This window comes from Novosphingobium sp. FW305-C-30-35 (assembly GCF_058783135.1).
Window position 1 is genome coordinate 129,611 of record NZ_JBYSYJ010000001.1, and the last position, 19,440, is coordinate 149,050.

Below are 19,440 nucleotides of genomic sequence, written 5' to 3' on the forward strand. Positions count from 1 at the left end.
TGCGATCAGGACAGCGAAGGGAGATGCAAACGCACCTGCGATCATCGCTGCCAGAAGAATGAGGTTTGTGCGGGCGAGAGGCGTAAGACGGGCCATCTCAATTCCACTCCGCATTGAGTTCCGCCCATCTTTCCGGCCCCATTTCAGCACGAGCCTGCGCAATGTGGCGCTCAAGCGTAAATGCAGGGACTTGCTCCGAAAGCTCGTCCAGATCGCGCCCGAACACCGTTTCGCCAGTCACAAGGTTGCTGGCCACCCAAGGGTCAGACACGGCTGCGGGATCGTAATGAACCTGCCAGCCTGTTGCGGACGTCTCGACAGCGTGGATGCTGCGGACGTTGGAGATAGGCGCGCTCATTCCGCCAGCTCCCGTGTCTTGCCCAGCTTGTAGCCGGGAGCCTCAATCGCAATCATGCGGCGGGCGGAAGCGATGGCCTGATCCGGCGTTTCAGCTTCGAGAATGTAAGCAACGTCCCACTGGAGGATGCCACGAACAACGCGCTTGGGCGGGGTGAAGTTGACTTCGTATTTCATGCCGCCCTCCGGTCCGAAAGGCTCAGCAGCTTGGCTGTAGCAGCAGCGCGCAGTGCAGTGATGAACGCGTCAATGTCAGCCAGCGCGTAGGTGGGCAGTTCGTCTACCGTCGCACACGCAAAGCAATCGTAACCCGGTGTGTGCAGATCCGAACCGCAGACCTCGCAAGGCGCTACGCCTTCACGACCGCCGCAATCGTCGCAGGTGGTTTCGGGATACGGGTTCCACGTCGAAGGACGGGCCTGCGATGCAACGCGACCAAGACCGTCGCAGGTGGTGCAGTGGTGAACGCCGGAATGGAAGTTCCAAGGGCGGGGGATGGGCTGATGGCGCATTATGCCGCCTCCACTTCCGGCTTTTCAGCCTTGGCAAAGGGCCTGCCAGTCGCGGCGCAAAGAGCCTGCAACGTCGCCTTGTGTTCCTTCCAGAACTCAAGCGCTCCGCTGTCCATGCGATCAATCAGGCAGTCGTCGAAACCCCACCAGCGTTCGATTGCGTGTTCCTGACAGCCAATCTGCATGTCCTGATCGGCAATGGTGATGGACCAACGCAGCCCGATGATGTGAATGGGAGTTTTCGACGCATCGCCGGAGACCCGCGCATTGCCGAAGACCTGCGCATCGCCGTAGACCCGCGCATCGCCGTAGACCCGCGCATTGCCGAAGACCTGCGCATCGCCGTAGACCCGCGCATCGCCGGAGACCCGCGCATCGCCGTAGACCCGCGCATCGCCGGAGACCCGCGCATCGCCGTAGACCCACGCATCGCCGGAGACTCGCGCATTGCCGAAGACCTGCGCATCGCCGTAGACCCGCGCATCGCCGTAGACCCGCGCATTGCCGAAGACCTGCGCATCGCCGTAGACCCGCGCATCGCCGGAGACCCGCGCATCGCCGTAGACCCACGCATTGCCGGAGACCCACGCATTGCCGGAGACCCACGCATCGCCGGAGACCCACGCATTGCCGGAGACCCACGCATCGCCGGAGACCCACGCATTGCCGGAGACCCACGCATTGCCGGAGACCCACGCATTGCCGGAGACCGACAGGCACTTCTCGCTTTCGACCCAACCGCCGAGCGTCCCGGCAGTGATGCCGAGCGCGGCAATGTCAGCGACGGCGCGGATACGGTGGAGTGTTACGCCGAGCCAATCCTTGGTCTCGCCGGTTGCTTCATACTTCGCGTTGCGGAAGGCGGGTTGCATCGTTCGGTCTCCGTTCAGCGGCGCGGTGCCGTTGTGTGGAGACTGGAATATATGCTTGTAGGAATATTGTCTAGCGGGAAAATGCTTGTGGGAATATTTTTATTCCTACGCTATCATCCCGTCACGGGGCACGAAAAAAGCCCCGCCAAACGACGGAGCCTCATATGGATGCGAGTAAGTTGGATGCGCTGGTTAGGCAGTGTCAGGCGGTGATGGCGGAATACCTGGTGCCGGGTGGGATCGATGCGGAACAGGCGATGGCGCGCATGATCGAGCTACTGGACGGGCCGGAGCAGAGGGAGGCGCAAGCCCCCTTCGAGCCGGGTGTTCCTTATCTTAACGGGAAACCCTTCATGCCATCCGAAGAAAATCAGACTCTTTCTGGCTATACCCCGCCCACGCGCGATCTTCATGCAACTGCTGTACAAACAACTTGTCGCTTGGATCCATGAATGCCCATGCGGCCTCTGCCACGGCAAAAGAGTTCGTGGCAGGGCCGACAATCCAAGCTGACTTCTGAAAAGACCAGCAATTCGGGTAGGTTTGGAGATGTTGGATTAGACGGGCGTAATCCTTGCCGGGATTACGCAAGTCATAGGTTACGAGAAAATTAGCCAATCGTTCCTCCTCACATCACAGATAGGGCGTCAGGCAACCCGTTCTGGAGCTTCTGCAGCGTAGCGTAAGACCGCCTCGTCTGCGGCCTTTCCCAAAGCTAAGCTTCCCCAAAAACCAGATACAGCTACCAAAGCTCTGTGGTGGCCGATGAAAAATGCTGCCTTCACTCGGTCGTCAGGATTGCACTCAGGATCGTTTGCTATCCTATCGAGATATTCGATCCGCTTTGGATCGCAGTCTCGCGGGTAAGGCATATCCTTTATCCTGAAGTCTGTCAGATACGTCTCTTTGAAGTCATTTTCGGCGAAGAATAGGTAGTATATTGCCCCGCTAATCCCGTTGAGAACCATAAGCCCAAGCACAATGAGTAGATAGGCGGCGACAGTGACGGCACCCGCCATGAGGGCGTTGTCTTGATCGTCATACCCTCTGCCTTGAATGAAGGCCCCTGCGAGGAACAGCAGCGTGAGGGTAATGATAAGCCGCTTGAGTATTGGCGCGAATGCCTTCTTCCCGACGTTCACATGCGCCTCCCTATCCAGATCACACGCCCCATGATGTGCATCTCTCCATCATAGGCTTCCGTCGGCCTCACAACAGCATTGTCAGGCATAAGCTGCACCGCACCACCTGGTAGCTGCCTCAAGCGCCGGATCATCCCTAGATCGCCGTAACTGACAGCCCACACCACGTCCTGCTCGTCCAAGCGTCGGCGCGACGTATCGACCAGAACAAAGTCACCGTCTCGGATAGTCGGCTCCATGCTGTCACCCCTGCCGCGCACAACCTTAAGGTGCGAGATAGGTCCCCGGTGCATGTCGCGGATCCAATCGGATGCGAACGGAATGATGCCAATGCGCTCGGGGGCGTTGTCGCTATCAAGGTAGGTCGCGCCCATACCTAGTGACAGGTCGATTTCATCGATGAGCACCCAACCATGCTCTGCCGCCAGATCGTCAAGGGTGGGCGGGGTTATATCGATCGCATTACCCTTTGGTCCCCACGGCTGCTCTGCGAACTCTTTAACGCTGACACCGGCAAGCCCCGCCATTTCACCCATGGGGATAGCGTCGGGCTGCGTGCCGCCCTTTTCCCACTTAGACACGTTGGCCTGAGCGGAACCAACGCGCTTGGCGAATTCGGCCTGCGTCATGCCAAGATGCCGACGAAGCGCCGCGATATTCCGTGCAAGAGTCGCGCTGTCCATGCGCAACGCATATCTTGACGGTGGCGAATAATCTAATTCCTGCGAGCATATTCCCTCTTGCGCAATTATGCCTGTGGGAATATCGTGCGTCCCTATGGAAGACATCCGAGACATCAGGCGTCAGCTCGGTTTGACGCAGAGCGAATTTGCCGACCGGTTGGGCCTCCACCAGTCGACAATCTCCAGGTTCGAAAGAGGCGATCTGCCCATCGACAAGCGCACCGTTCTTGCGGCGCAAGCGCTTCTCGCGGCGTCTCCGCAGAAAGCCGCCTGACCCATGGAAGCCACAACCATAATCCTGATCTGGACCGTAACGGCGCTGGCTCTTGGCTCCTGCATCGGTCGCTGGATGCGCCACTGTGCGGAGACGAGGCGGTGATGCGCGTCGAAACCATAGGACGCGCCACGCTGTATCTCGGCGATTGCCGGGATGTGCTTGAAGGCGTTGAGTTCGACTCCGTTGTCAGCGACCCGCCATACGGGATGTCCTTCCAGTCGAACCATCGGATTGAACAGCACGAACGCATTGCCAACGACGACAATGAAGATTTGCTGTTTTGGGCTTGCGGATTGAAGCCGAGCCACAGCTCCTACCTCTTTTGCCGGTGGGATAATCTTTTCTCGGTCCCGAAGCCGAAAAGCCTCATCACTTGGGTCAAGAACAATCACTCCATGGGCGACCTTGAGCATGAACATGCTCGGCAGACGGAAGTGGCATTGTTCTATCCCGGCCCTTTGCATGACTTCCCTGGTTCGCGTCCAACCGATGTGATCCGCTGTCCGCGAACTGGCAACGAGCATCATCCGACCGAAAAGCCGGTGCAGCTTATGCGCGCATTCATTGAATGGACGCGAGGGACTGTTGTCGACCCCTTCATGGGGTCTGGAACGACTGGCTGCGCCGCTGTCCAAATGGATCGCCCGTTCATCGGCGTCGAACTTCACGAGCCGTATTTTGACATTGCATGTCGTCGCATTGAGGCCGCCCATCGGCAGTCCGATCTGTTCGCGGGTGCCGCCTAAATGCGCCTCAATCCTTTCAAGCACGCTTTTGACCGCTTCCCCCACGGGAACGGCATCGCGCGCAACTGCCGGGTCTCCGGCAAACTCCGGGCGGCTGCGGGGTCTCCCCTCCCATCCATGTCCGCAGCCGCCTGTTTCTTCAATGCTTTCCATGACTTCGGAAATACATCGGAAGTGGAACTATAATCATGCCGCCCGAAACCATGATCGTTGATCGTGTCCGCGAAGAGCAAAAGCGCATGTTTCGCATTGCTCTGGACCCGATGCGCTACGGCCTCACGCTGAAGGCCATCCATCTCGACACCGGCATCTGCTACCAGAGCCTGCGCAACTATGCCGCTGGCGTCACCACGATGCCCATCACGGCGATCCATGCGCTCTGTGGCGTCATTCCGAACGAGTTGCTGTCTCTCCTGCTGCCTGCCGGTTTTGGCGTTGTGGCGCAGTCTGACGAGATCAACTTCACCGACATGGCGGCAAAGTGCGTTGACCTGCTGACTACCTACACCGCTGCTCGCTCCGAAAACAGCGAGTGCGGCACTGACCTTGGGCCGAACGAGCGCGAAACGCTTGGGGGCAAGGTCGCTGGTATCCGGGGGGTGGCATGATGCGCCTTCTCGACTTCTTCCGCCGCCGTCCTGATGGCCGCTGCGAGCCTGACACATACGACCTTGATGCTCGCCTGGCAGCACGTAAGGCAATCCGCAGCGAACCCAATCCCCACAAGCGCGGACACATGACCCGCGCCCTTGATGCACAGGTGCGGGGATGAGCGTGGCAGTAGCAAACGGCATCGCCCGTCGCATGTATGAACTGACCGGGTTCACCATGGCTATGGTTCGTGTCCCCGGCAGGCGCAGGGAGCAAGCTCGCGCAAGGCAGGCTGTGGCCTGTATCCTTCGTGAGCGCACCGAATGGTCGTTCCCGCAGATCGCGCGCTATGTCGGTCGCAACGATCACTCAACGGTCATTCATGCCTACCACAAGGCGCTGAGCGTCGCGGCGCAGGAACCGGACTTTGCCTGGTTTCTTGATGAACTGCGCGCCTCCGAACCATGCACGTCCGTCGAGCTGGAAAAGGCTTATGGCATCGACTTTGACAAGCTGGAAAACATCTTCAGCTTGGAGGCGAAGCGCAAGCCCCAGACAGGCCCCAAGTTCGATCAGGACGGCATGAACGACGATGGGGAAACCATCGACATGCACCGGGCCAAACTGGCGCAGCTTGCTGGTAACGACGCCTTCCTCGCCGCTCTTAACGCAGCGAGGGCGGCATGACCGTAGCTATTGACGATACGCCCGGCGAAGGCTGGTTGTTTCCTTCAGAGCGTGCCCGCTATGCTCTCAATCCGCATTCGCACACCGTCGAACGCTATCGCGCCAAGCACGATACGCTGACCATCGTTCACCGCGATCCATGCCCCAAGTGCGGCGTTCGTGGTGACATTGGCTGCAAGCATCGGAGGGCCGCGTTGTGGAGCGGCGTGCAAAATTGACCCCCATAGCGGGGTGATCGGCGTCTAAAATTGACCCCTTCATTCCTGGGTGTGAGGCACCGCCGTTTGGGATTTCCAAGCGGTGGGGGATGGGGATGTTGATTGTGGAGACGACGGCGAAGATCCGACGAGAAGCGAGGCAGGGTAAACCGATCAAGGCGATCGCGCGGGATATGCATTTGTCGCGCAATACGGTGCGCAAGGCGATCCGGGCACCCGAGGCGCAGTTCAGTTATGAGCGGCGAGAGCAGCCACGTCCGCAGACCGGCCCGTTCCGGGAGCGCCTGGATGAGTTACTGGAACAGAACGAGGAACGGCCCCGCCGTGATCGGCTACGGTTGACCCGGCTTCACGATCTGCTGGAGCGGGAGGGCTTCACCGGTTCCTATGATGCGGTCCGGCGGTATGCGGCGCGCTGGAAGCGGGAACGCCGGGTGGATGCCGGGGACATGAGTAAGGTGTTCATCCCGCTGCTGTTCCGCCCCGGCGAGGCCTACCAGTTCGACTGGAGCCACGAGGACGTCGAGATTGCAGGCAAGCCGATGCGGGTGAAGGTGGCCCATATGCGGCTGTGCTGGTCGCGCGCACCGTTCGTACGGGCCTATCCGCGCGAGACGCAGGAGATGGTGTTCGATGCCCATGTGCGCGGCTTTGCCTTCTTCGGCGGTGTGCCCACCCGGGGCATCTACGACAACATGAAGACCGCGGTGACGACCGTGTTCACCGGCAAGGAGCGCATGTTCAACCGACGGTTCCTGATCATGACCGACCACTACGGCGTGGAGCCTGTGGCCTGCAGTCCGGCGGCGGGGTGGGAGAAGGGCCAGGTCGAGAACCAGGTCCAGACTGGCAGGGAGCGACTGTTCAAGCCTCGCCTGCGCTTTGCCACTATCGAGGAGTTGAACGCCTGGCTGGAGGCCGAGTGCCGGCGCTGGGCCGAGCGCTATGCCCACCCGGACCTGGAAGACACGACCATCGCTGCGGCCCTGGAGAGGGAGCGCGCCATGTTGCAGCCACTGCCCGTGCCGTTCGACGGGTTCTTCGAGAGCGAACATGTTGCCACCGCGACCTGCCTCGTCAGCTTCGATCGCAACCGCTACTCGGTCATGGCCAGTGCCGCTCGGCAGGTGGTGCAGGTACGCGCCTATGCCGACCGGATCGTGATCCGCCATGCCGGCAAGGTGGTCGCTGAGCATGCCCGCATGTTCGGACGCAACCAGACCGTGCTGGATCCCTGGCATTATCTGCCAGTGCTCGCGCGCAAGCCCGGCGCCTGGCGCAACGGCGCGCCGTTCCATGACTGGGAGCTGCCGCCTGCACTGGCACAGCTGCGTCGCAAGCTAGGCAGGAGCGACGATGCCGACCGGCGCTTTGTGCGGGTACTGGCTGCCGTGATCGACGATGGCCTTGCCGCGGTTGAGGGCGCGATACGCGAAGCCTTGGCGGCAGGCGCGGTCAACGACGAAGTGGTCCTCAATATCCTGTCGCGCCGACGCGAACCGCAGGTAGCGCAGCCCATCGACGTCGTGGTGGACCTCAAGCTCAAGCATCCGCCCATTGCCGACTGCGCGCGCTACGACACGGTGCGAGGCCTTGATGCAGCGGCATGAGATGATCAGCGCCCTGAAGGGGCTGGGCTTGAAGGGCATGGTCGCAGCCTTCGACGATGCGGTCACCCATGGCATCCGCCGCGACCGCTCCGTGATGGAGATGTTGGGCGACCTCCTGCATGCTGAAGTTGCACACCGCGAAGCAGCGTCGATCCGTTACCGCATGACCGCAGCCCGCCTGCCTGCGATCAAGGATCTGGATGGCTTCGTGTTCGACGATACACCGATCAATGAAGGGCTGGTTCGTTCTCTACACGCCGGATCGTTCCTGCCTGAACAGCGTAATATCGTGCTGGTCGGCGGCACCGGCACCGGCAAGACGCACCTGGCCCTTGCCATCGCTGCCGCCGTGGTCCGTGCCGGGGCACGAGGGCGGTTCTTTAACACCGTCGATCTGGTCAATCGGCTCGAGGAAGAGGCCCGTCAGGCCAAGGCAGGCAGCCTTGCAGCGCAACTAGCCCGGCTCGACCTCGTCGTGCTTGATGAGCTGGGATATCTGCCGTTCGCCCGATCAGGCGGCCAGATGCTGTTCCACCTGATCAGCAAGCTCTACGAAAAGACCTCGGTGATCATCACCACCAACCTGGCGTTCGGCGAATGGCCGAGCGTGTTCCACGATGCCAAAATGACGACGGCGCTGCTCGATCGCATTACCCACCATTGCGATATTATCGAGACGGGCAACGACAGCTGGCGGTTCAAACACCGCAGCTGAACCCCTTCCCCCGGACCCCCATCCCCGGCGGTTAACCCGGTGGGTCCACAGGTACCTCCCACGGACGCCGCCGCCAGCGCTCCTGACGGCGCGCGTCGTCGTCCGCGGGGCCCTCCTATGGACTACCGGGATAACCGCCAAAACAACAATCAGCTGGGGTCAATTTTGGACGCCGATAGGGGGTCAAATTTGCGCGCCGGTTGACAGGCCGCGTGAAGCGCAACTTCCATGTAGCCCGCAAGACGTGCTGCAACGCCGGTCACGTGCATGACAGCAAGGCGGAGGCGAAGCGCTGCGACGACCTGTGCATCCTTGAGCGCGCTGGCCAGATCCTCGCCCTGAAGATTGCCCCACGCTTCTATTTCAGCGTCAACGGCATCGACGTGAAAATGCGTAACGGACAGGTTGCCCGCTACACCGCAGACTTCACCTACATCGAAGGCAATCGCCAGGTTGTCGAGGACGTGAAGCCCAAGGGCGGGCTTGTCGAGCGTGACTTTCCGCTGCGCTTCGCACTGGCGAAGGCGTCGTTCCCAGACATCGAATTTCGGGTAGTCAAATGACCCGTTGGTATCGTGCCTATGAGGGGACTGTAACCGACCCCAAGCTCGCAGAAGCCGCAATGGTCGCTGACACCTCGCGCTCGGTTTCCGTCGCCTCTTGGCACCTCATACTGGAAAATGCCGCTGCCGTTAATGACGGTGGCCGCATTGACATTCCGACCCGCCGCATCGCAGCCGCTCTATGCGAACCCCTCTCCGTTGTTGAAGCGCTCGTTGAAGCCTTCCGGACTATCGGGTTGCTGACCGGTTCCCATGTGGCCGCTTGGAAGCGCCGCCAGTATGAAAGCGACAGCAGCGCCGAGCGGGTGCGCCGCCATCGCCAGAAAAACAAGCAACCTGCGCAATGTAACGGCGATGAAACGTTACAAGCCGTTACCGTAACGCCCCCAAAGACAGAGACAGAGACAGAGACAGAGACAGAAGGTTCAGAAGCTAAAGCTTCTGGCACTGTCGCGCCGTTACCTTTGTCTGCTGCTGACGTTCAACGGGCCATTTTTGGCACTGGCGTGAACGTCCTGACAGCCAATGGCATTCCTGATCGCCAAGCCCGGTCACTCATCGGACGGTGGCGCAAGGAATACAGCGACAGCGCCGTGCTTACGGTCCTTTCCCGCTGCCAAGCCGAACAGCCTTCCGCCCCAATCGAATGGATCACCAAGACCCTGCAAGCCGAACAGCGCAGGGCAAGTGGAGTCGCACATGACCAACGTCCACAACCTGCCAAGCCATCGCTCATCGACACAGCCCGCAGCGTCGCGGAACGCCTCGAAGCCGAACATCGAGCCTACGCGGGCCACTGACGCAGTTGCCCTGCTGTCCACCTGCCTTGCCTTGGTCAAGCCGGTCGGAATGAGCGCCGAGGACGCCGACGCATGGCTGATCACCGCCGCCCGAGAAGTGTCCTATCTGCCGAACGACATCCTTGCCGACGCCTGTCGGGAGGTTCGCCGGACCGCCACGCATCACGGCCATATTGTTCCTGGCATCATCAAGGAAGGCGAGGAGCGCTATCAGAACCGGCGCAAGATTATTGGCCCCGCGCCACTGCCGCCTGAACGCCAGATCGAACATCACCGCTGGGCACCGACGCGTGACGAATTGGAAGCGCTTAAAGCTGAAGCTGCAAGCAACCTCAAAGCATAACGGAGACCAGACCATGAAGGCCCTGCAAACCGAATATCGCGGCATCAAGTATCGCTCACGGACTGAAGCGCGCTGGGCTGTCTTTCTGGACGAGCTTCGTGTGCCGTATAGCTATGAACCGGAAGGCTTTGACCTTGGCGGAGACTGGTATCTGCCTGACTTCTGGTTGCCAACGCCGGGAGTGTGGCTTGAGGTCAAGGGGGGTGAACCGACCGACCGGGAGCGCCGAGTTGCAGTCATGCTGGCTAAGGCGAGCCGCTGCCCTGTCCTGATTGCGGTTGGTGCGCCGCCTGTAACAGAGGACTTCACCATTCGAGCCGTCGATAGTTCGGGCAGTTGGATCGACGCCGCTTTCACTGGCGATATGTCCGACCTGTTTATTTCCAGCGAATGCCAGAACCTGATGCTGACCGTGCGCGGAAGTGTCGGCAATCTTCCAGGCATTCCTTTCCCGATTACAGGCCCTGCGCGCGTCGCCATGTCCTGCCGGTTCGGGGTGCATGAATGATCCACGACGTTCCCATTCACCACGCCAAGACGCTTGCGGAGTTCTGGCGGGAAGCAATTGACCACGGACGCCAGCACATGCGCACCCGTTGGCCAGCCTACAAAGGCAAGGTTCCTGACGCTCTGGCTCGGGACATTGTGGAGGGAGCGGGGAAGTGAGCGCAGACATTGTTCCATTCGCAAAGCCGAAGAAGGAAGAACCGCACCTCGCTGGGGAAGCGCTCTGCATTGGATGCCGCCACGAGTGGACCGCTGTTGCTCCTGTCGGCGTCTGGCAACTCGAATGCCCGTCCTGCACATCCATGAAGGGCATCTGGCGTTATCCGGTCGGCGGGCAGGAAGGTGACGCAGTATTCCAGTGCGCGTGCGGCTGCGAGGCTCTGACGGCCTACTACAGCCATGGCCTGTTTCGCCTCAAGTGCATGTCCTGCGGAAAGGAGCAGACCAATGCAATCTTCGGGGGATGAGAGCCGCGCAATCAACAAGGGGGATAGGTGATGGCAACAGCGCCATTGATCTGCAATCGCGAGAGAGACCGTATTATCGCAGCCGCGCAAGAGGTGTGCGGTCTGACTGAGGATGAGGTCATCATCTACGCCGCCATTTTCGACGCTGCGGAACGTGGCGCGCCATGTCCAATCGGCGATGATCTCAATGACCTAACTGAGCGGTCATCTGCCAGTGCGTCCAGTAGCATCATCAAGCGCCTTGCTGAACGAAAGGGTTTGATCCGCCGTGACATCAGCAACCAGCGATTCAGGCGCGTCCAGGTCATTGCTACAGGCAAGTGGACGGCAGCAAGTGAAGAGATGCGGACAACCGGTAATCACATGCCACGCGGCACGCACGATCCGAAGCCGTTGCTGAAGGCTATCGCTGATGTGCGCGATGCTGCTGAGGCGACTGACGAAGTGGTTGATACACTCAAGGGCCTGCTTCGCTTTGAAGCGCTTGTGGATCGCCTGAAGGAACTGATCGTGCGCCGCAAGATGCACTTCCTCATCACGCCGGGGGGTGAGTGATATGACAGGACGCCCGTCATCCTTCACGCAAGAGATTGCTGACCTGATTTGCGAGAGGCTGGCCGATGGCGAAAGTCTGCGCAAGATTTGCTTGGGCGATGACATGCCAAGCAAGTCGGCTGTGTTCCGTTGGCTGCTGGATAACCCTGACTTTCGTGACCAATACGCACGCGCGAGGGAAGCGCAAGCCGACGCGATCGCTGATGAAATCCTCGACATCGCAGACGACGGCACGAATGACTTTGTTGGGGAGGATGAGAAATACAACGGCGATGCTGTCCAGCGCTCTCGGCTTCGTGTCGACGCGCGTAAATGGCTGGCCGGGAAGATGGCTCCCAAGAAATACGGCGATGCCATGCTTCACAAGCACGCAGATGCCGATGGCGAAAAGCTGCAGCTCGACGATGTGGGGCGCGCTACTCGGCTAGCGGCCATCTTTGCGCAGATCGAACAGCGTAGGGCTGAAGATGAGCCTAGCTGATCCAGCCTATCTTGATGCGCTCTGGGAGGCGGCAACTCCCGAGGAACGTGAAGAGATCGCGCGGCTGCTCGACAACGACCTGCAGCATCATATCTGGCGGGCGCAGGTTGGTCGGCAATCCGAAGCTGCAGACAGTTTGGCTTTCATCACTGGCTATGGGGGCGCTGCGGGGGGCGGTAAGTCGGATCTGATCGCGGGCCTTGCTTTGACCGAACATCAGCGCACAGCGATCTTCCGGCGTGAAAAGACGCAGACTGAAGGCATAATCCAGCGACTGACGGAAATCCTCGGGGCGACTGACGGGTATAACAGCCAGAAATCCGCTTGGCGCATTGGTGACAGGCTGATTGAGTTCGCCGGTCTCGACAATCCGACTGATCATCAGAAATGGCAGGGTCGCCCACATGACCTGAAAGCCTACGACGAAGTGACCGAACAGCGCGAGGCGCAGGTGCGCTTCACAATGGGCTGGACGCGCTCCAATGACCCAAAGCAGCGTTGCCGCGTTCTCATGACCTTCAACCCGCCGACCACTGCAGAGGGTCGATGGGTAATCTCCTACTTCGCGCCATGGCTTGATCCGAACCATCCCAATCCGGCCAAGCCGGGGGAACTGCGCTGGTTCACCACGATCAAGGGGCAGGACGTGGAATGCGAGGATGATCGACCCTTCGTCCTGTTCAAAGGCGAACCGCTTTACGATTTTGACCCGTCCGAGTTCTCGGCTGAAAAGGTCATCGCGCCTCGATCGCGCACATTCATTCCATCGCGGGTAACCGATAACTACTTCTACGTTCGCTCTGGGTATATCCAGACACTGCAGTCGCTGCCCGAACCACTACGCTCCCAAATGCTGGAAGGCGACTTCAATGCAGGCGTCGAGGATGATCCGTGGCAGGTCATCCCCTCGTCATGGATCGATGCGGCGATGAAGCGCTGGCAACCGCGCGAAGTCAAAGGTATCATGGACAGCATCGGCGCGGATATTGCTGCCGGTGGTCGTGACAACATGGTCATATACAAGCGGCACGGCACTTGGTTTGATCAGCCTGTCCGCATTCCAGGCAACCAGATACCGCAGGACAGGGCTGGTCCGATTGCAGCCGGTCACATCATCTCGCACCGTAAGGACCGCGCTCCGGTTCATGCTGACGTTGTGGGCTGGGGCTTGTCCTGCTGCAACTTCCTGACGGCTAATGAGGTGCAGACCGTTCCAATCAACTTTGCCAATGGCTCAAAAGGCAAGACGGTTGATGGCAAGCTATCGTTTTGCAATCTGCGCGCCGAAGTGATCTGGCGGATGCGTGAGGCGCTTGACCCTGATAATCCAGTGCCGACCGCTCTGCCGCCTGATCCGTTGTTGCGCGGCGATCTGGCAAGCTATCGTTGGGAATTACGCCCAGGTGGCATTTTCATCATGCCGAAGGATGAGCAAAAGAAGAAGCTTGGTCGTTCCCCAGACGATGGGGACGCTTGCTGCATGGCGAACATAGTCACCCTGAAAACCGAGACCATCATGGAAGCGCTGGACGCGGCAATGCATAGCGGAGATCGTTATGGTGAACTCGATTGAACAACTGAAAGAGCGACTGGCTGAGGCACTGGCCGAGAATGAACGGCTGCGCGAGCTGGTGGTCAAATTCCAGAGAGGCGGGAAATCGCACCTGTATGAACAGCATGGTTGACCCTGAGTTCGAGGTCTATTGCCGCGCACTGGTCGCCAAAGGCCATGATCGCGATTGGGTCAGGCGCAACTCTGGTTCGCTGCGAGAGAGGTTCGCGCTAGACCCTACGCCATTTCCGGCCATGGCGGCTCCTGAGGTGCGTCATGATCGATATGAGGAACTGTGATGGATATTCTGGTTAGCCCTTCGATGATGCGGGTAATCGTTGCCACCGCGCCATTGTCTGAACGCAGACGTTGGGAACTGTATCAGGCTGTTCAGCAGGCAGTGCGGGATTGGTGGCTGTCCCGCGATTCAACGCACTCCTAGCCGCGCTTAAACCGCCTCCTGTCCATTCGATAGGAGGCTACCATCTGCGGCGCACCTGATATTCCGTCCGTCCCTGACCGGCAGGCGGTGAAGCTGCCCGATGCTGGCGCTCCTGCTTCTTCCATGGATGACAGCCGCCGTCGCCGCATGCTGATGGCTGGCCTTGTCACGTCGGCGCAAGGCGCGCTTGGTTCGCCTACGGTCAGCAAGGCCACCCTTGGCTGACGTTCGCGACATCACCGGCAAAGACGCGGAAATCCGCAAGCACTGCAAGCTTCGGCTTGTGGGCCTCAAGAACATTCGCACCGATTATGAAGATGAATGGCGCGACATTGCTCGCTTTGCGCAACCTGCCCGTTCGCGCTTCCTGACCACATCGAAGGATAAGAACGGCTCTCTTCGCCGCACGCGCAACAAGGCGCTGTTCGATCCGCACGGTATCGAAGCATTCCGCACGCTAGCCAATGGCATGACCTCGGGCCTGTCGAGTGCATCGCGGCCTTGGTTCACGCTCAAGCTTGCCGACGACGCCATGAACGAGGGTGAGGGCGTTCGGGAATGGCTCTCCGAAGTCGAGCGCCGCATGTATGCCTTCTTTGCGGGCGGCAACTTCTACGGCGCGGTGAAGGCCGGATATGCCGAGGAAGGGCTGTTCGGCACTGAGGCTTGCGTGATGGTGGAGCATCCGCAAGTCGGCTCGGTCTGCCATGCCCTGACTGCCGGGGAATACTGGATCGCGCTTGGCGATGCCATGACGCCTGACACGCTCTATCGCTTCTGCCCGATGACGGTGAAGCAGGCGGTCGATGCCTTCGGCAATCGCGTCTCGAACCGCATTCGCGGGCTTTACGACAAGTCCGAATACGAACAGCCGGTCGAGTTCTATCACGCGATTGAACCAAACCCTGACCACAACCCGCTCAAGTTCGGCTCAAAGCCGTGGCGCTCTGTCTATTGGGATGACCAAGACAGCGAGCGCCACCTTCTGCGCGTCTCGGGCTATGAAGAACAGCCATTCTGGGCACCGCGCTGGGATGTTGTGGGTGGCGATACCTATGGCGTCTCTCCTGGCATGGAAAGCCTGCCTGCGCTGCGTGAACTGCAAATGCAGGCCAAGCGTCGGAATGAAGCCATCGACGCGATGGTCAAGCCTGAGATGATCTTGCCTGCCGGTGTCCGTCTGACGGGTGAACCGGGCCGCAAGACTACTGCCTCCAGCGTCGACAAAGAACAGATCATCGTGCCCTACCAGATGCCTTATCAGGCGGTGAACGCGATCGGACAGGAAATCGACAAGTGCCACACGCAGATCGATGGGCTTTCGTTCGCTGACCTGTTCAATGCCATTACCAACATGCGCGGGGTCCAGCCTCGCAACATGGAAGAGATCGCGGCCCGCAACGAGGAAAAGCTGACGCAGCTTGGCCCGGTCATTGAGCGCGTTGCCAATGAGAAACTCGAAATCGCCATCGATCGCGCGTTCGGCATCATGTCGCGCGGGCAGATGCTGCCGCCTGTTCCTGAAGCGCTGTCCAACGCTCCCATCAACGTCGAGTTTGTTTCGATCCTGACGCAGATGCAGCGCATGGTCGGCATCGGTCAGATCGAGCGCGTGGTTGGCTTTGTCGGCAACATGGCTGCGGTCAATCCCGAAGCGCTCGACAAGATCAACTTCGACGAAGCCATCGATGAATACGGCTATCGTGCCGGTGCGCCTGCCAAGTTGATCCGCAACATGAAGGATGTGGACGCGATCCGCGCCGGTCGCGCGCAACAGCAGCAGGCGGCGCAAATGGCGGCAATGGCTCCAGCCATGCAGCAGGGCGCAGATGCGGCCCGCCTGCTTTCCGAAACTGACGTGGGCGGTGGTGAAAGCCTGCTCAACAGGATGTTACCTGCGTGATCCTAGATCCGAACGATGCTGAGTTCCTTCTGTCTCGCCCCGAGTTCCGACGCTTCCTGTTCGCCGCGATTCAAAGCGCTGGCATCCTCGGTCATCACGCTCCTGCCAATGGGCAAACAGGGCGTGACCTCGGCCATTTTGAGGGACGCCGAAGCCTGGGGTTCGACCTGCTGCAAATGGTCGATTGCGGTCAACCTGAACCGCTCCGTTCGCCGCAAGCGCTGGCGACCATCGATGCAGCAATCCGCGAAGCAATGAACCCCAAGGAAGCGACCAATGGCAGACGAAACCGTAATCGAGACATCGACCGATACAACGACCTCCCCGGTGGAGACGGCAACGACTGATGTTGCTGTCGAGGAAACCGTGCTTGGCGGCGCGCTGGCTGATGAACCGGCCAAGGCCGAGGAGCCGGAAGATAAGGCGGAAGAACCAGCCACCCCCGTAGTCCCCGAGAAATACGAACTCAGCCTTGAGGGCATGGAGATCGACGGCGAACTGCTCGGCGCTGCGGAACCGATCCTGAAGGAAGCGGGCCTTTCCAACGAACAGGCCAACGCTCTCTTGCCGATCGTCAAGCAGGCCATGGACAAGGCCATCACGGCCCAGACGGCGCAGATGACCGACCTCATGGCGGCGCAGCGTAAGGAATGGCTCGACGCGTTCAAGGCCGATCCTGACATCGGCGGCGGCAATCAGGAACAGACTGTGCATCTGGCGGGCAAGGGCCTCGATGCTCTCGGATACACTGAGGGCCACCCCTTCCGCCAACTGCTCACCGAAACCGGACTTGGCAACCATCCCGACATGATCCGCGCATTCAGGCGGCTTGGCGAGGCGGTTGGCGAGGATGGTGACTTCGTGCGCTCCGGCGCGGGAGGTTCAACCCAAACGCCGCTCGAGAAGCGGCTCTATCCCAACGACTGAAGGGGGTAATTATGGCCGTTCTTGGCACAACCTACTGGAATCTCATCGATGTCATGAAGGCAGGCGGTGACGGGATCGGCGATGTCGTCGAAGCCCTGACCCAGCTCACGCCGTTCATGAAGGACGCCAACGTCATCACCTGCAACAAGGGATCGAAGCATGTCTCGTCCATTCGGACCGGCCTGCCGTCTGTCTCTTGGGGGGCGCTCTACCAGGGCATTGCGCAGAGCAAGGGCGCATATACCCAGGTGGAAGACACGACCGGCTTCATCGAAGGTCTGTCGAGCGTCGATAGCCGTCTGCTGAAGCTCAAGCCGGATCAGGCTTCCAAGCTTCGTCTGATGGAGGCCAACGGCTTCCTTGAGACCATGGCGCAGACGTTGGAAAGCGCCGTTTTCTACTCGAACGTGCTGATCAACGGCAAGCAGTTCCACGGTCTCGCGCCGCGCTACAACTCGCTGTCGAACGTCAACGTCATCAACGGTGGCGGTTCGGGTTCGGACAACGCTTCGATCTGGTTCGTCACCCATGGCGACGGTCAGACCTCGATGCTCACCCCGGAAAACATCCCTGCCGGTGTGATGCGTGAGGACAAGGGCGAACAGCGCGTTCTCGATGCGTCGAACAACCCGTATTACGTGAAGGAAGAAATGTTCACGCAGCACGCGGGTATCGCCGTGAAGGACTGGCGCTACAACGCTCGCATCGCGAACATCGACGTTTCTGATCTGATCGCCGGTTCGACCGCGCTCAATCCGCTGATGCGCAAGGCTTACTACAAGCTGCAGGGCCGTCGTTCCTACAAGATGGAAAAGCCGGGTGAAATGTCGCCGGGTCGCACCGTCATCTACATGAACCGCACCCTGATGGAAGCGCTGGATGCGGAACAGACCAACGGACGCGGTGGCTCGACCGACAACTTCGTTCGCCTGCGCCCGATGGAAATTCAGGGCGAGGAAGTGCTGACGTGGCGCGGTATCCCGATCCGCGAAACCGACGCGCTCCTCAATACCGAAACCGCTGTTTCGTAAGGAGATCGACCGATGATTTTCGACAACTCGCTCCTGCTTTCGGATGGGCAGGCAATCACCGCAGACGCGGCTTCGACCAACGTGATCGATCTCGGCGCAACCGGCACGCCCTACGGCGGCACGGCTTTGACCCGCGATATTGGCATCGGGGACAGCGTTCCCCTGTCGGTTCGCGTCACCGAGACGTTCAATAACCTGACCAGCATCGTCGTGCAGGTGCAGACCTCGCCCGACAACTCGAACTGGACCACCATTCAGGGCGGCGCAACCGTGGCTGCTGCTTCGCTGGTGGCTGGCTACCAGTTCGATGTTCCTTCGCGCTTCCCTGAAGGCACGAAGGCTCGCTACGTTCGCCTCTATTACGACATCACCGGCACTGCCCCCTCGACGGGCAAGATCACCGCTGGCGTCGTGATGGCTCGCCAGACGAACAAGACTTTTGGGGGTGCGTGATGGCGACCTATCGCGCGACTGAAAACGTCTATGTCGACGAACGCTACATCTTCGCGGGTGAAGTGTTCACGACCGATGCCCCCAAGGGCAAGGCTTGGGAAGAGCTGGACGCTAAGGGCAACCCTGTCGACCCGCTCGACCATGACGCCGACGGACGCAAGGGCGGCTCCCGTCCTCGCACCAAGGCGGAAGACTAAGGGGGATGGGCCGGGGGAAACCTCGGCCCGCTTTCCATGTTCCAAGGCACAGACCTCAATTTCTCTTCGCAGCCGGTAAAGCGGCAACAGACGATACCTGCACCTACTGTCGCGGCAAACGGCGTGCAGGTTGCCAACCATGAAACACGCATTGACGCGCTGGAAGCTGCTGATGTGGCTCTGGATGGCCGTCTGGACGTGCTGGAAGCGCAATCGGCCTACGTGGCTACCACAGTGACCTTTACGCCCACAACGACGCCTGGAAGCCCTGTAGCGGGCATGACGTATTTCGACAGCGGGACGCTCAAGCTGCGGACCTATGACGGCACGGTCTGGCAGGATCATTGGTAGCGATTCAACCCCGCCATTGATGGCCATAGGCAGCGATAAAGGAGATTGCTGCCATGGGATCGTTCGTTTTCGGCGCGAAGTATGAGACGGTCGCTGCGTCTCAGACTGATCAAGTTCTTGGAGGTGCAGGCGCTGCGGGTGATTACATCGAGCGCCTTGTCATTATTCCGGCCACCACTTCGCCCGGTGAAGTCTCGATCAAGGATGGCTCTGGCTCGGCCATTTCGATTTTTACGGGCGGCGCATCGTCAGTCACAAGCCTTGCTCCGATCGTGGTCAATCTTGGCGTCAAATCCTCAGGTGGGGCGTGGAAAGTCACGACTGGCGCTAGTGTTTCGGTCATTGCAGTTGGCGACTTCTTCGGCTGATGGCTACGCTACTGGAACTCTGCAACCGCGCCCTTTCGCAAATCGCTGCTGGGGCGATTGTTGATTTTGACGAAGGCTCGCTTGAAGCGA

The 19,440-nt window shown here is 59.9% G+C and carries 32 protein-coding genes; 26 read left to right on the top strand and 6 right to left on the bottom strand.

What is annotated here, in order from left to right; genetic code table 11:
- Window positions 1-97: 97 nt before the first annotated feature.
- Genes AC3WLM_RS00765 through AC3WLM_RS00780 form a run of 4 tightly spaced genes read right to left on the bottom strand, consistent with a single transcriptional unit; the run spans window position 98 to window position 1,741 of the window.
- Complete coding sequence (locus AC3WLM_RS00765; RefSeq protein WP_492476287.1) at window positions 98-358, bottom strand: hypothetical protein; 261 nt, start codon at window positions 356-358, stop codon at window positions 98-100.
- Window positions 355-534: a hypothetical protein gene (locus AC3WLM_RS00770; RefSeq protein WP_492476288.1), complete on the bottom strand. Its 180-nt coding sequence runs from the start codon at window positions 532-534 to the stop codon at window positions 355-357. The genes AC3WLM_RS00765 and AC3WLM_RS00770 overlap by 4 nt, the downstream gene beginning before the upstream one ends.
- On the bottom strand, window positions 531-869 hold the full coding sequence (locus AC3WLM_RS00775) for a hypothetical protein (RefSeq protein WP_492476289.1): 339 nt from the start codon (window positions 867-869) through the stop codon (window positions 531-533). Before AC3WLM_RS00775 ends, AC3WLM_RS00770 begins: the two co-directional genes overlap by 4 nt.
- Window positions 869-1,741, bottom strand: coding sequence for a bactofilin family protein (locus AC3WLM_RS00780; protein WP_492476290.1), 873 nt, complete (start codon window positions 1,739-1,741; stop codon window positions 869-871). Before AC3WLM_RS00780 ends, AC3WLM_RS00775 begins: the two co-directional genes overlap by 1 nt.
- Before the next feature lie 164 nt (window positions 1,742-1,905).
- On the opposite strand from AC3WLM_RS00780, the gene AC3WLM_RS00785 reads away from it, so the two are divergent.
- Complete coding sequence (locus AC3WLM_RS00785) at window positions 1,906-2,193, top strand: hypothetical protein (protein WP_492476291.1); 288 nt, start codon at window positions 1,906-1,908, stop codon at window positions 2,191-2,193.
- A 195-nt stretch (window positions 2,194-2,388) separates the two neighbouring features.
- Here AC3WLM_RS00785 and AC3WLM_RS00790 read toward each other — a convergent pair whose 3' ends face one another.
- Together AC3WLM_RS00790 and AC3WLM_RS00795 are read right to left on the bottom strand one after the other, a co-directional pair.
- The gene (locus AC3WLM_RS00790; protein WP_492476292.1) at window positions 2,389-2,883 is read right to left on the bottom strand and encodes a hypothetical protein; all 495 of its coding nucleotides are present in this window, start codon (window positions 2,881-2,883) and stop codon (window positions 2,389-2,391) included.
- On the bottom strand, window positions 2,880-3,680 hold the full coding sequence (locus AC3WLM_RS00795; RefSeq protein ID WP_492476293.1) for an XRE family transcriptional regulator: 801 nt from the start codon (window positions 3,678-3,680) through the stop codon (window positions 2,880-2,882). The genes AC3WLM_RS00790 and AC3WLM_RS00795 overlap by 4 nt, the downstream gene beginning before the upstream one ends.
- Between AC3WLM_RS00795 and AC3WLM_RS00800 the strand changes: the two genes are divergently transcribed.
- The 25 genes from AC3WLM_RS00800 (at window position 3,661) to AC3WLM_RS00920 (ending at window position 19,350) form a co-directional block, all read left to right on the top strand.
- Entirely contained in the window at window positions 3,661-3,840 is a 180-nt protein-coding gene (locus AC3WLM_RS00800; protein WP_492476294.1) for a helix-turn-helix domain-containing protein, read from the top strand. The genes AC3WLM_RS00795 and AC3WLM_RS00800 overlap by 20 nt on opposite strands.
- Window positions 3,841-3,944: 104 nt before the next feature.
- Window positions 3,945-4,589, top strand: coding sequence for a DNA-methyltransferase (locus AC3WLM_RS00805; RefSeq protein ID WP_492476295.1), 645 nt, complete (start codon window positions 3,945-3,947; stop codon window positions 4,587-4,589).
- A gap of 188 nt (window positions 4,590-4,777) precedes the next feature.
- Complete coding sequence (locus tag AC3WLM_RS00810) at window positions 4,778-5,197, top strand: hypothetical protein (RefSeq protein ID WP_492476296.1); 420 nt, start codon at window positions 4,778-4,780, stop codon at window positions 5,195-5,197.
- Window positions 5,194-5,361: a hypothetical protein gene (locus AC3WLM_RS00815; RefSeq protein WP_492476297.1), complete on the top strand. Its 168-nt coding sequence runs from the start codon at window positions 5,194-5,196 to the stop codon at window positions 5,359-5,361. Before AC3WLM_RS00810 ends, AC3WLM_RS00815 begins: the two co-directional genes overlap by 4 nt.
- Window positions 5,358-5,867 (top strand): helix-turn-helix domain-containing protein, encoded by a 510-nt coding sequence (locus AC3WLM_RS00820; RefSeq protein WP_492476298.1) that lies wholly within the window; start codon window positions 5,358-5,360, stop codon window positions 5,865-5,867. Before AC3WLM_RS00815 ends, AC3WLM_RS00820 begins: the two co-directional genes overlap by 4 nt.
- On the top strand, window positions 5,864-6,085 hold the full coding sequence (locus tag AC3WLM_RS00825; RefSeq protein ID WP_492476299.1) for a hypothetical protein: 222 nt from the start codon (window positions 5,864-5,866) through the stop codon (window positions 6,083-6,085). The genes AC3WLM_RS00820 and AC3WLM_RS00825 overlap by 4 nt, the downstream gene beginning before the upstream one ends.
- Window positions 6,086-6,180: 95 nt before the next feature.
- The gene (gene istA / locus AC3WLM_RS00830) at window positions 6,181-7,695 is read left to right on the top strand and encodes an IS21 family transposase (RefSeq protein WP_492478074.1); all 1,515 of its coding nucleotides are present in this window, start codon (window positions 6,181-6,183) and stop codon (window positions 7,693-7,695) included.
- Window positions 7,682-8,410: an IS21-like element helper ATPase IstB gene (istB, locus tag AC3WLM_RS00835; RefSeq protein ID WP_492478075.1), complete on the top strand. Its 729-nt coding sequence runs from the start codon at window positions 7,682-7,684 to the stop codon at window positions 8,408-8,410. The genes istA and istB overlap by 14 nt, the downstream gene beginning before the upstream one ends.
- A gap of 212 nt (window positions 8,411-8,622) precedes the next feature.
- The gene (locus tag AC3WLM_RS00840) at window positions 8,623-8,973 is read left to right on the top strand and encodes a DUF1064 domain-containing protein (RefSeq protein WP_492476300.1); all 351 of its coding nucleotides are present in this window, start codon (window positions 8,623-8,625) and stop codon (window positions 8,971-8,973) included.
- A complete protein-coding gene (locus AC3WLM_RS00845; protein ID WP_492476301.1) occupies window positions 8,970-9,773 on the top strand; it encodes a hypothetical protein in 804 nt (267 codons plus the stop codon). Before AC3WLM_RS00840 ends, AC3WLM_RS00845 begins: the two co-directional genes overlap by 4 nt.
- A 49-nt stretch (window positions 9,774-9,822) precedes the next feature.
- Complete coding sequence (locus tag AC3WLM_RS00850; protein WP_492476302.1) at window positions 9,823-10,116, top strand: hypothetical protein; 294 nt, start codon at window positions 9,823-9,825, stop codon at window positions 10,114-10,116.
- Complete coding sequence (locus AC3WLM_RS00855; RefSeq protein ID WP_492476303.1) at window positions 10,064-10,624, top strand: PDDEXK family nuclease; 561 nt, start codon at window positions 10,064-10,066, stop codon at window positions 10,622-10,624. Before AC3WLM_RS00850 ends, AC3WLM_RS00855 begins: the two co-directional genes overlap by 53 nt.
- 154 nt (window positions 10,625-10,778) lie before the next feature.
- Window positions 10,779-11,090, top strand: coding sequence for a hypothetical protein (locus AC3WLM_RS00860; RefSeq protein ID WP_492476304.1), 312 nt, complete (start codon window positions 10,779-10,781; stop codon window positions 11,088-11,090).
- Window positions 11,091-11,120: 30 nt separating this feature from the next.
- Complete coding sequence (locus AC3WLM_RS00865) at window positions 11,121-11,645, top strand: hypothetical protein (RefSeq protein WP_492476305.1); 525 nt, start codon at window positions 11,121-11,123, stop codon at window positions 11,643-11,645.
- 1 nt (window position 11,646) lies between these two features.
- A complete protein-coding gene (locus AC3WLM_RS00870; protein ID WP_492476306.1) occupies window positions 11,647-12,126 on the top strand; it encodes a terminase small subunit-like protein in 480 nt (159 codons plus the stop codon).
- On the top strand, window positions 12,113-13,699 hold the full coding sequence (locus AC3WLM_RS00875; RefSeq protein WP_492476307.1) for a terminase: 1,587 nt from the start codon (window positions 12,113-12,115) through the stop codon (window positions 13,697-13,699). Before AC3WLM_RS00870 ends, AC3WLM_RS00875 begins: the two co-directional genes overlap by 14 nt.
- Window positions 13,686-13,811 carry a hypothetical protein gene (locus AC3WLM_RS00880; protein WP_492476308.1) on the top strand — a complete coding sequence of 42 codons (126 nt, stop codon included), beginning with the start codon at window positions 13,686-13,688 and terminating at the stop codon, window positions 13,809-13,811. The genes AC3WLM_RS00875 and AC3WLM_RS00880 overlap by 14 nt, the downstream gene beginning before the upstream one ends.
- Window positions 13,812-14,337: 526 nt before the next feature.
- Window positions 14,338-16,023 carry a portal protein gene (locus tag AC3WLM_RS00885; protein WP_492476309.1) on the top strand — a complete coding sequence of 562 codons (1,686 nt, stop codon included), beginning with the start codon at window positions 14,338-14,340 and terminating at the stop codon, window positions 16,021-16,023.
- On the top strand, window positions 16,020-16,370 hold the full coding sequence (locus AC3WLM_RS00890; protein ID WP_492476310.1) for a hypothetical protein: 351 nt from the start codon (window positions 16,020-16,022) through the stop codon (window positions 16,368-16,370). Before AC3WLM_RS00885 ends, AC3WLM_RS00890 begins: the two co-directional genes overlap by 4 nt.
- Window positions 16,300-16,950 carry a hypothetical protein gene (locus AC3WLM_RS00895; protein ID WP_492476311.1) on the top strand — a complete coding sequence of 217 codons (651 nt, stop codon included), beginning with the start codon at window positions 16,300-16,302 and terminating at the stop codon, window positions 16,948-16,950. The genes AC3WLM_RS00890 and AC3WLM_RS00895 overlap by 71 nt, the downstream gene beginning before the upstream one ends.
- An 11-nt stretch (window positions 16,951-16,961) precedes the next feature.
- Window positions 16,962-17,981, top strand: coding sequence for a major capsid protein (locus AC3WLM_RS00900; protein WP_492476312.1), 1,020 nt, complete (start codon window positions 16,962-16,964; stop codon window positions 17,979-17,981).
- 12 nt (window positions 17,982-17,993) lie between these two features.
- Complete coding sequence (locus AC3WLM_RS00905) at window positions 17,994-18,434, top strand: Bbp16 family capsid cement protein (RefSeq protein WP_492476313.1); 441 nt, start codon at window positions 17,994-17,996, stop codon at window positions 18,432-18,434.
- Window positions 18,434-18,631, top strand: coding sequence for a hypothetical protein (locus AC3WLM_RS00910; RefSeq protein ID WP_492476314.1), 198 nt, complete (start codon window positions 18,434-18,436; stop codon window positions 18,629-18,631). The genes AC3WLM_RS00905 and AC3WLM_RS00910 overlap by 1 nt, the downstream gene beginning before the upstream one ends.
- 36 nt (window positions 18,632-18,667) lie before the next feature.
- The gene (locus tag AC3WLM_RS00915; RefSeq protein ID WP_492476315.1) at window positions 18,668-18,982 is read left to right on the top strand and encodes a hypothetical protein; all 315 of its coding nucleotides are present in this window, start codon (window positions 18,668-18,670) and stop codon (window positions 18,980-18,982) included.
- A 53-nt stretch (window positions 18,983-19,035) separates the two neighbouring features.
- Window positions 19,036-19,350: a hypothetical protein gene (locus tag AC3WLM_RS00920; RefSeq protein ID WP_492476316.1), complete on the top strand. Its 315-nt coding sequence runs from the start codon at window positions 19,036-19,038 to the stop codon at window positions 19,348-19,350.
- Window positions 19,351-19,440 lie beyond the last annotated feature (90 nt).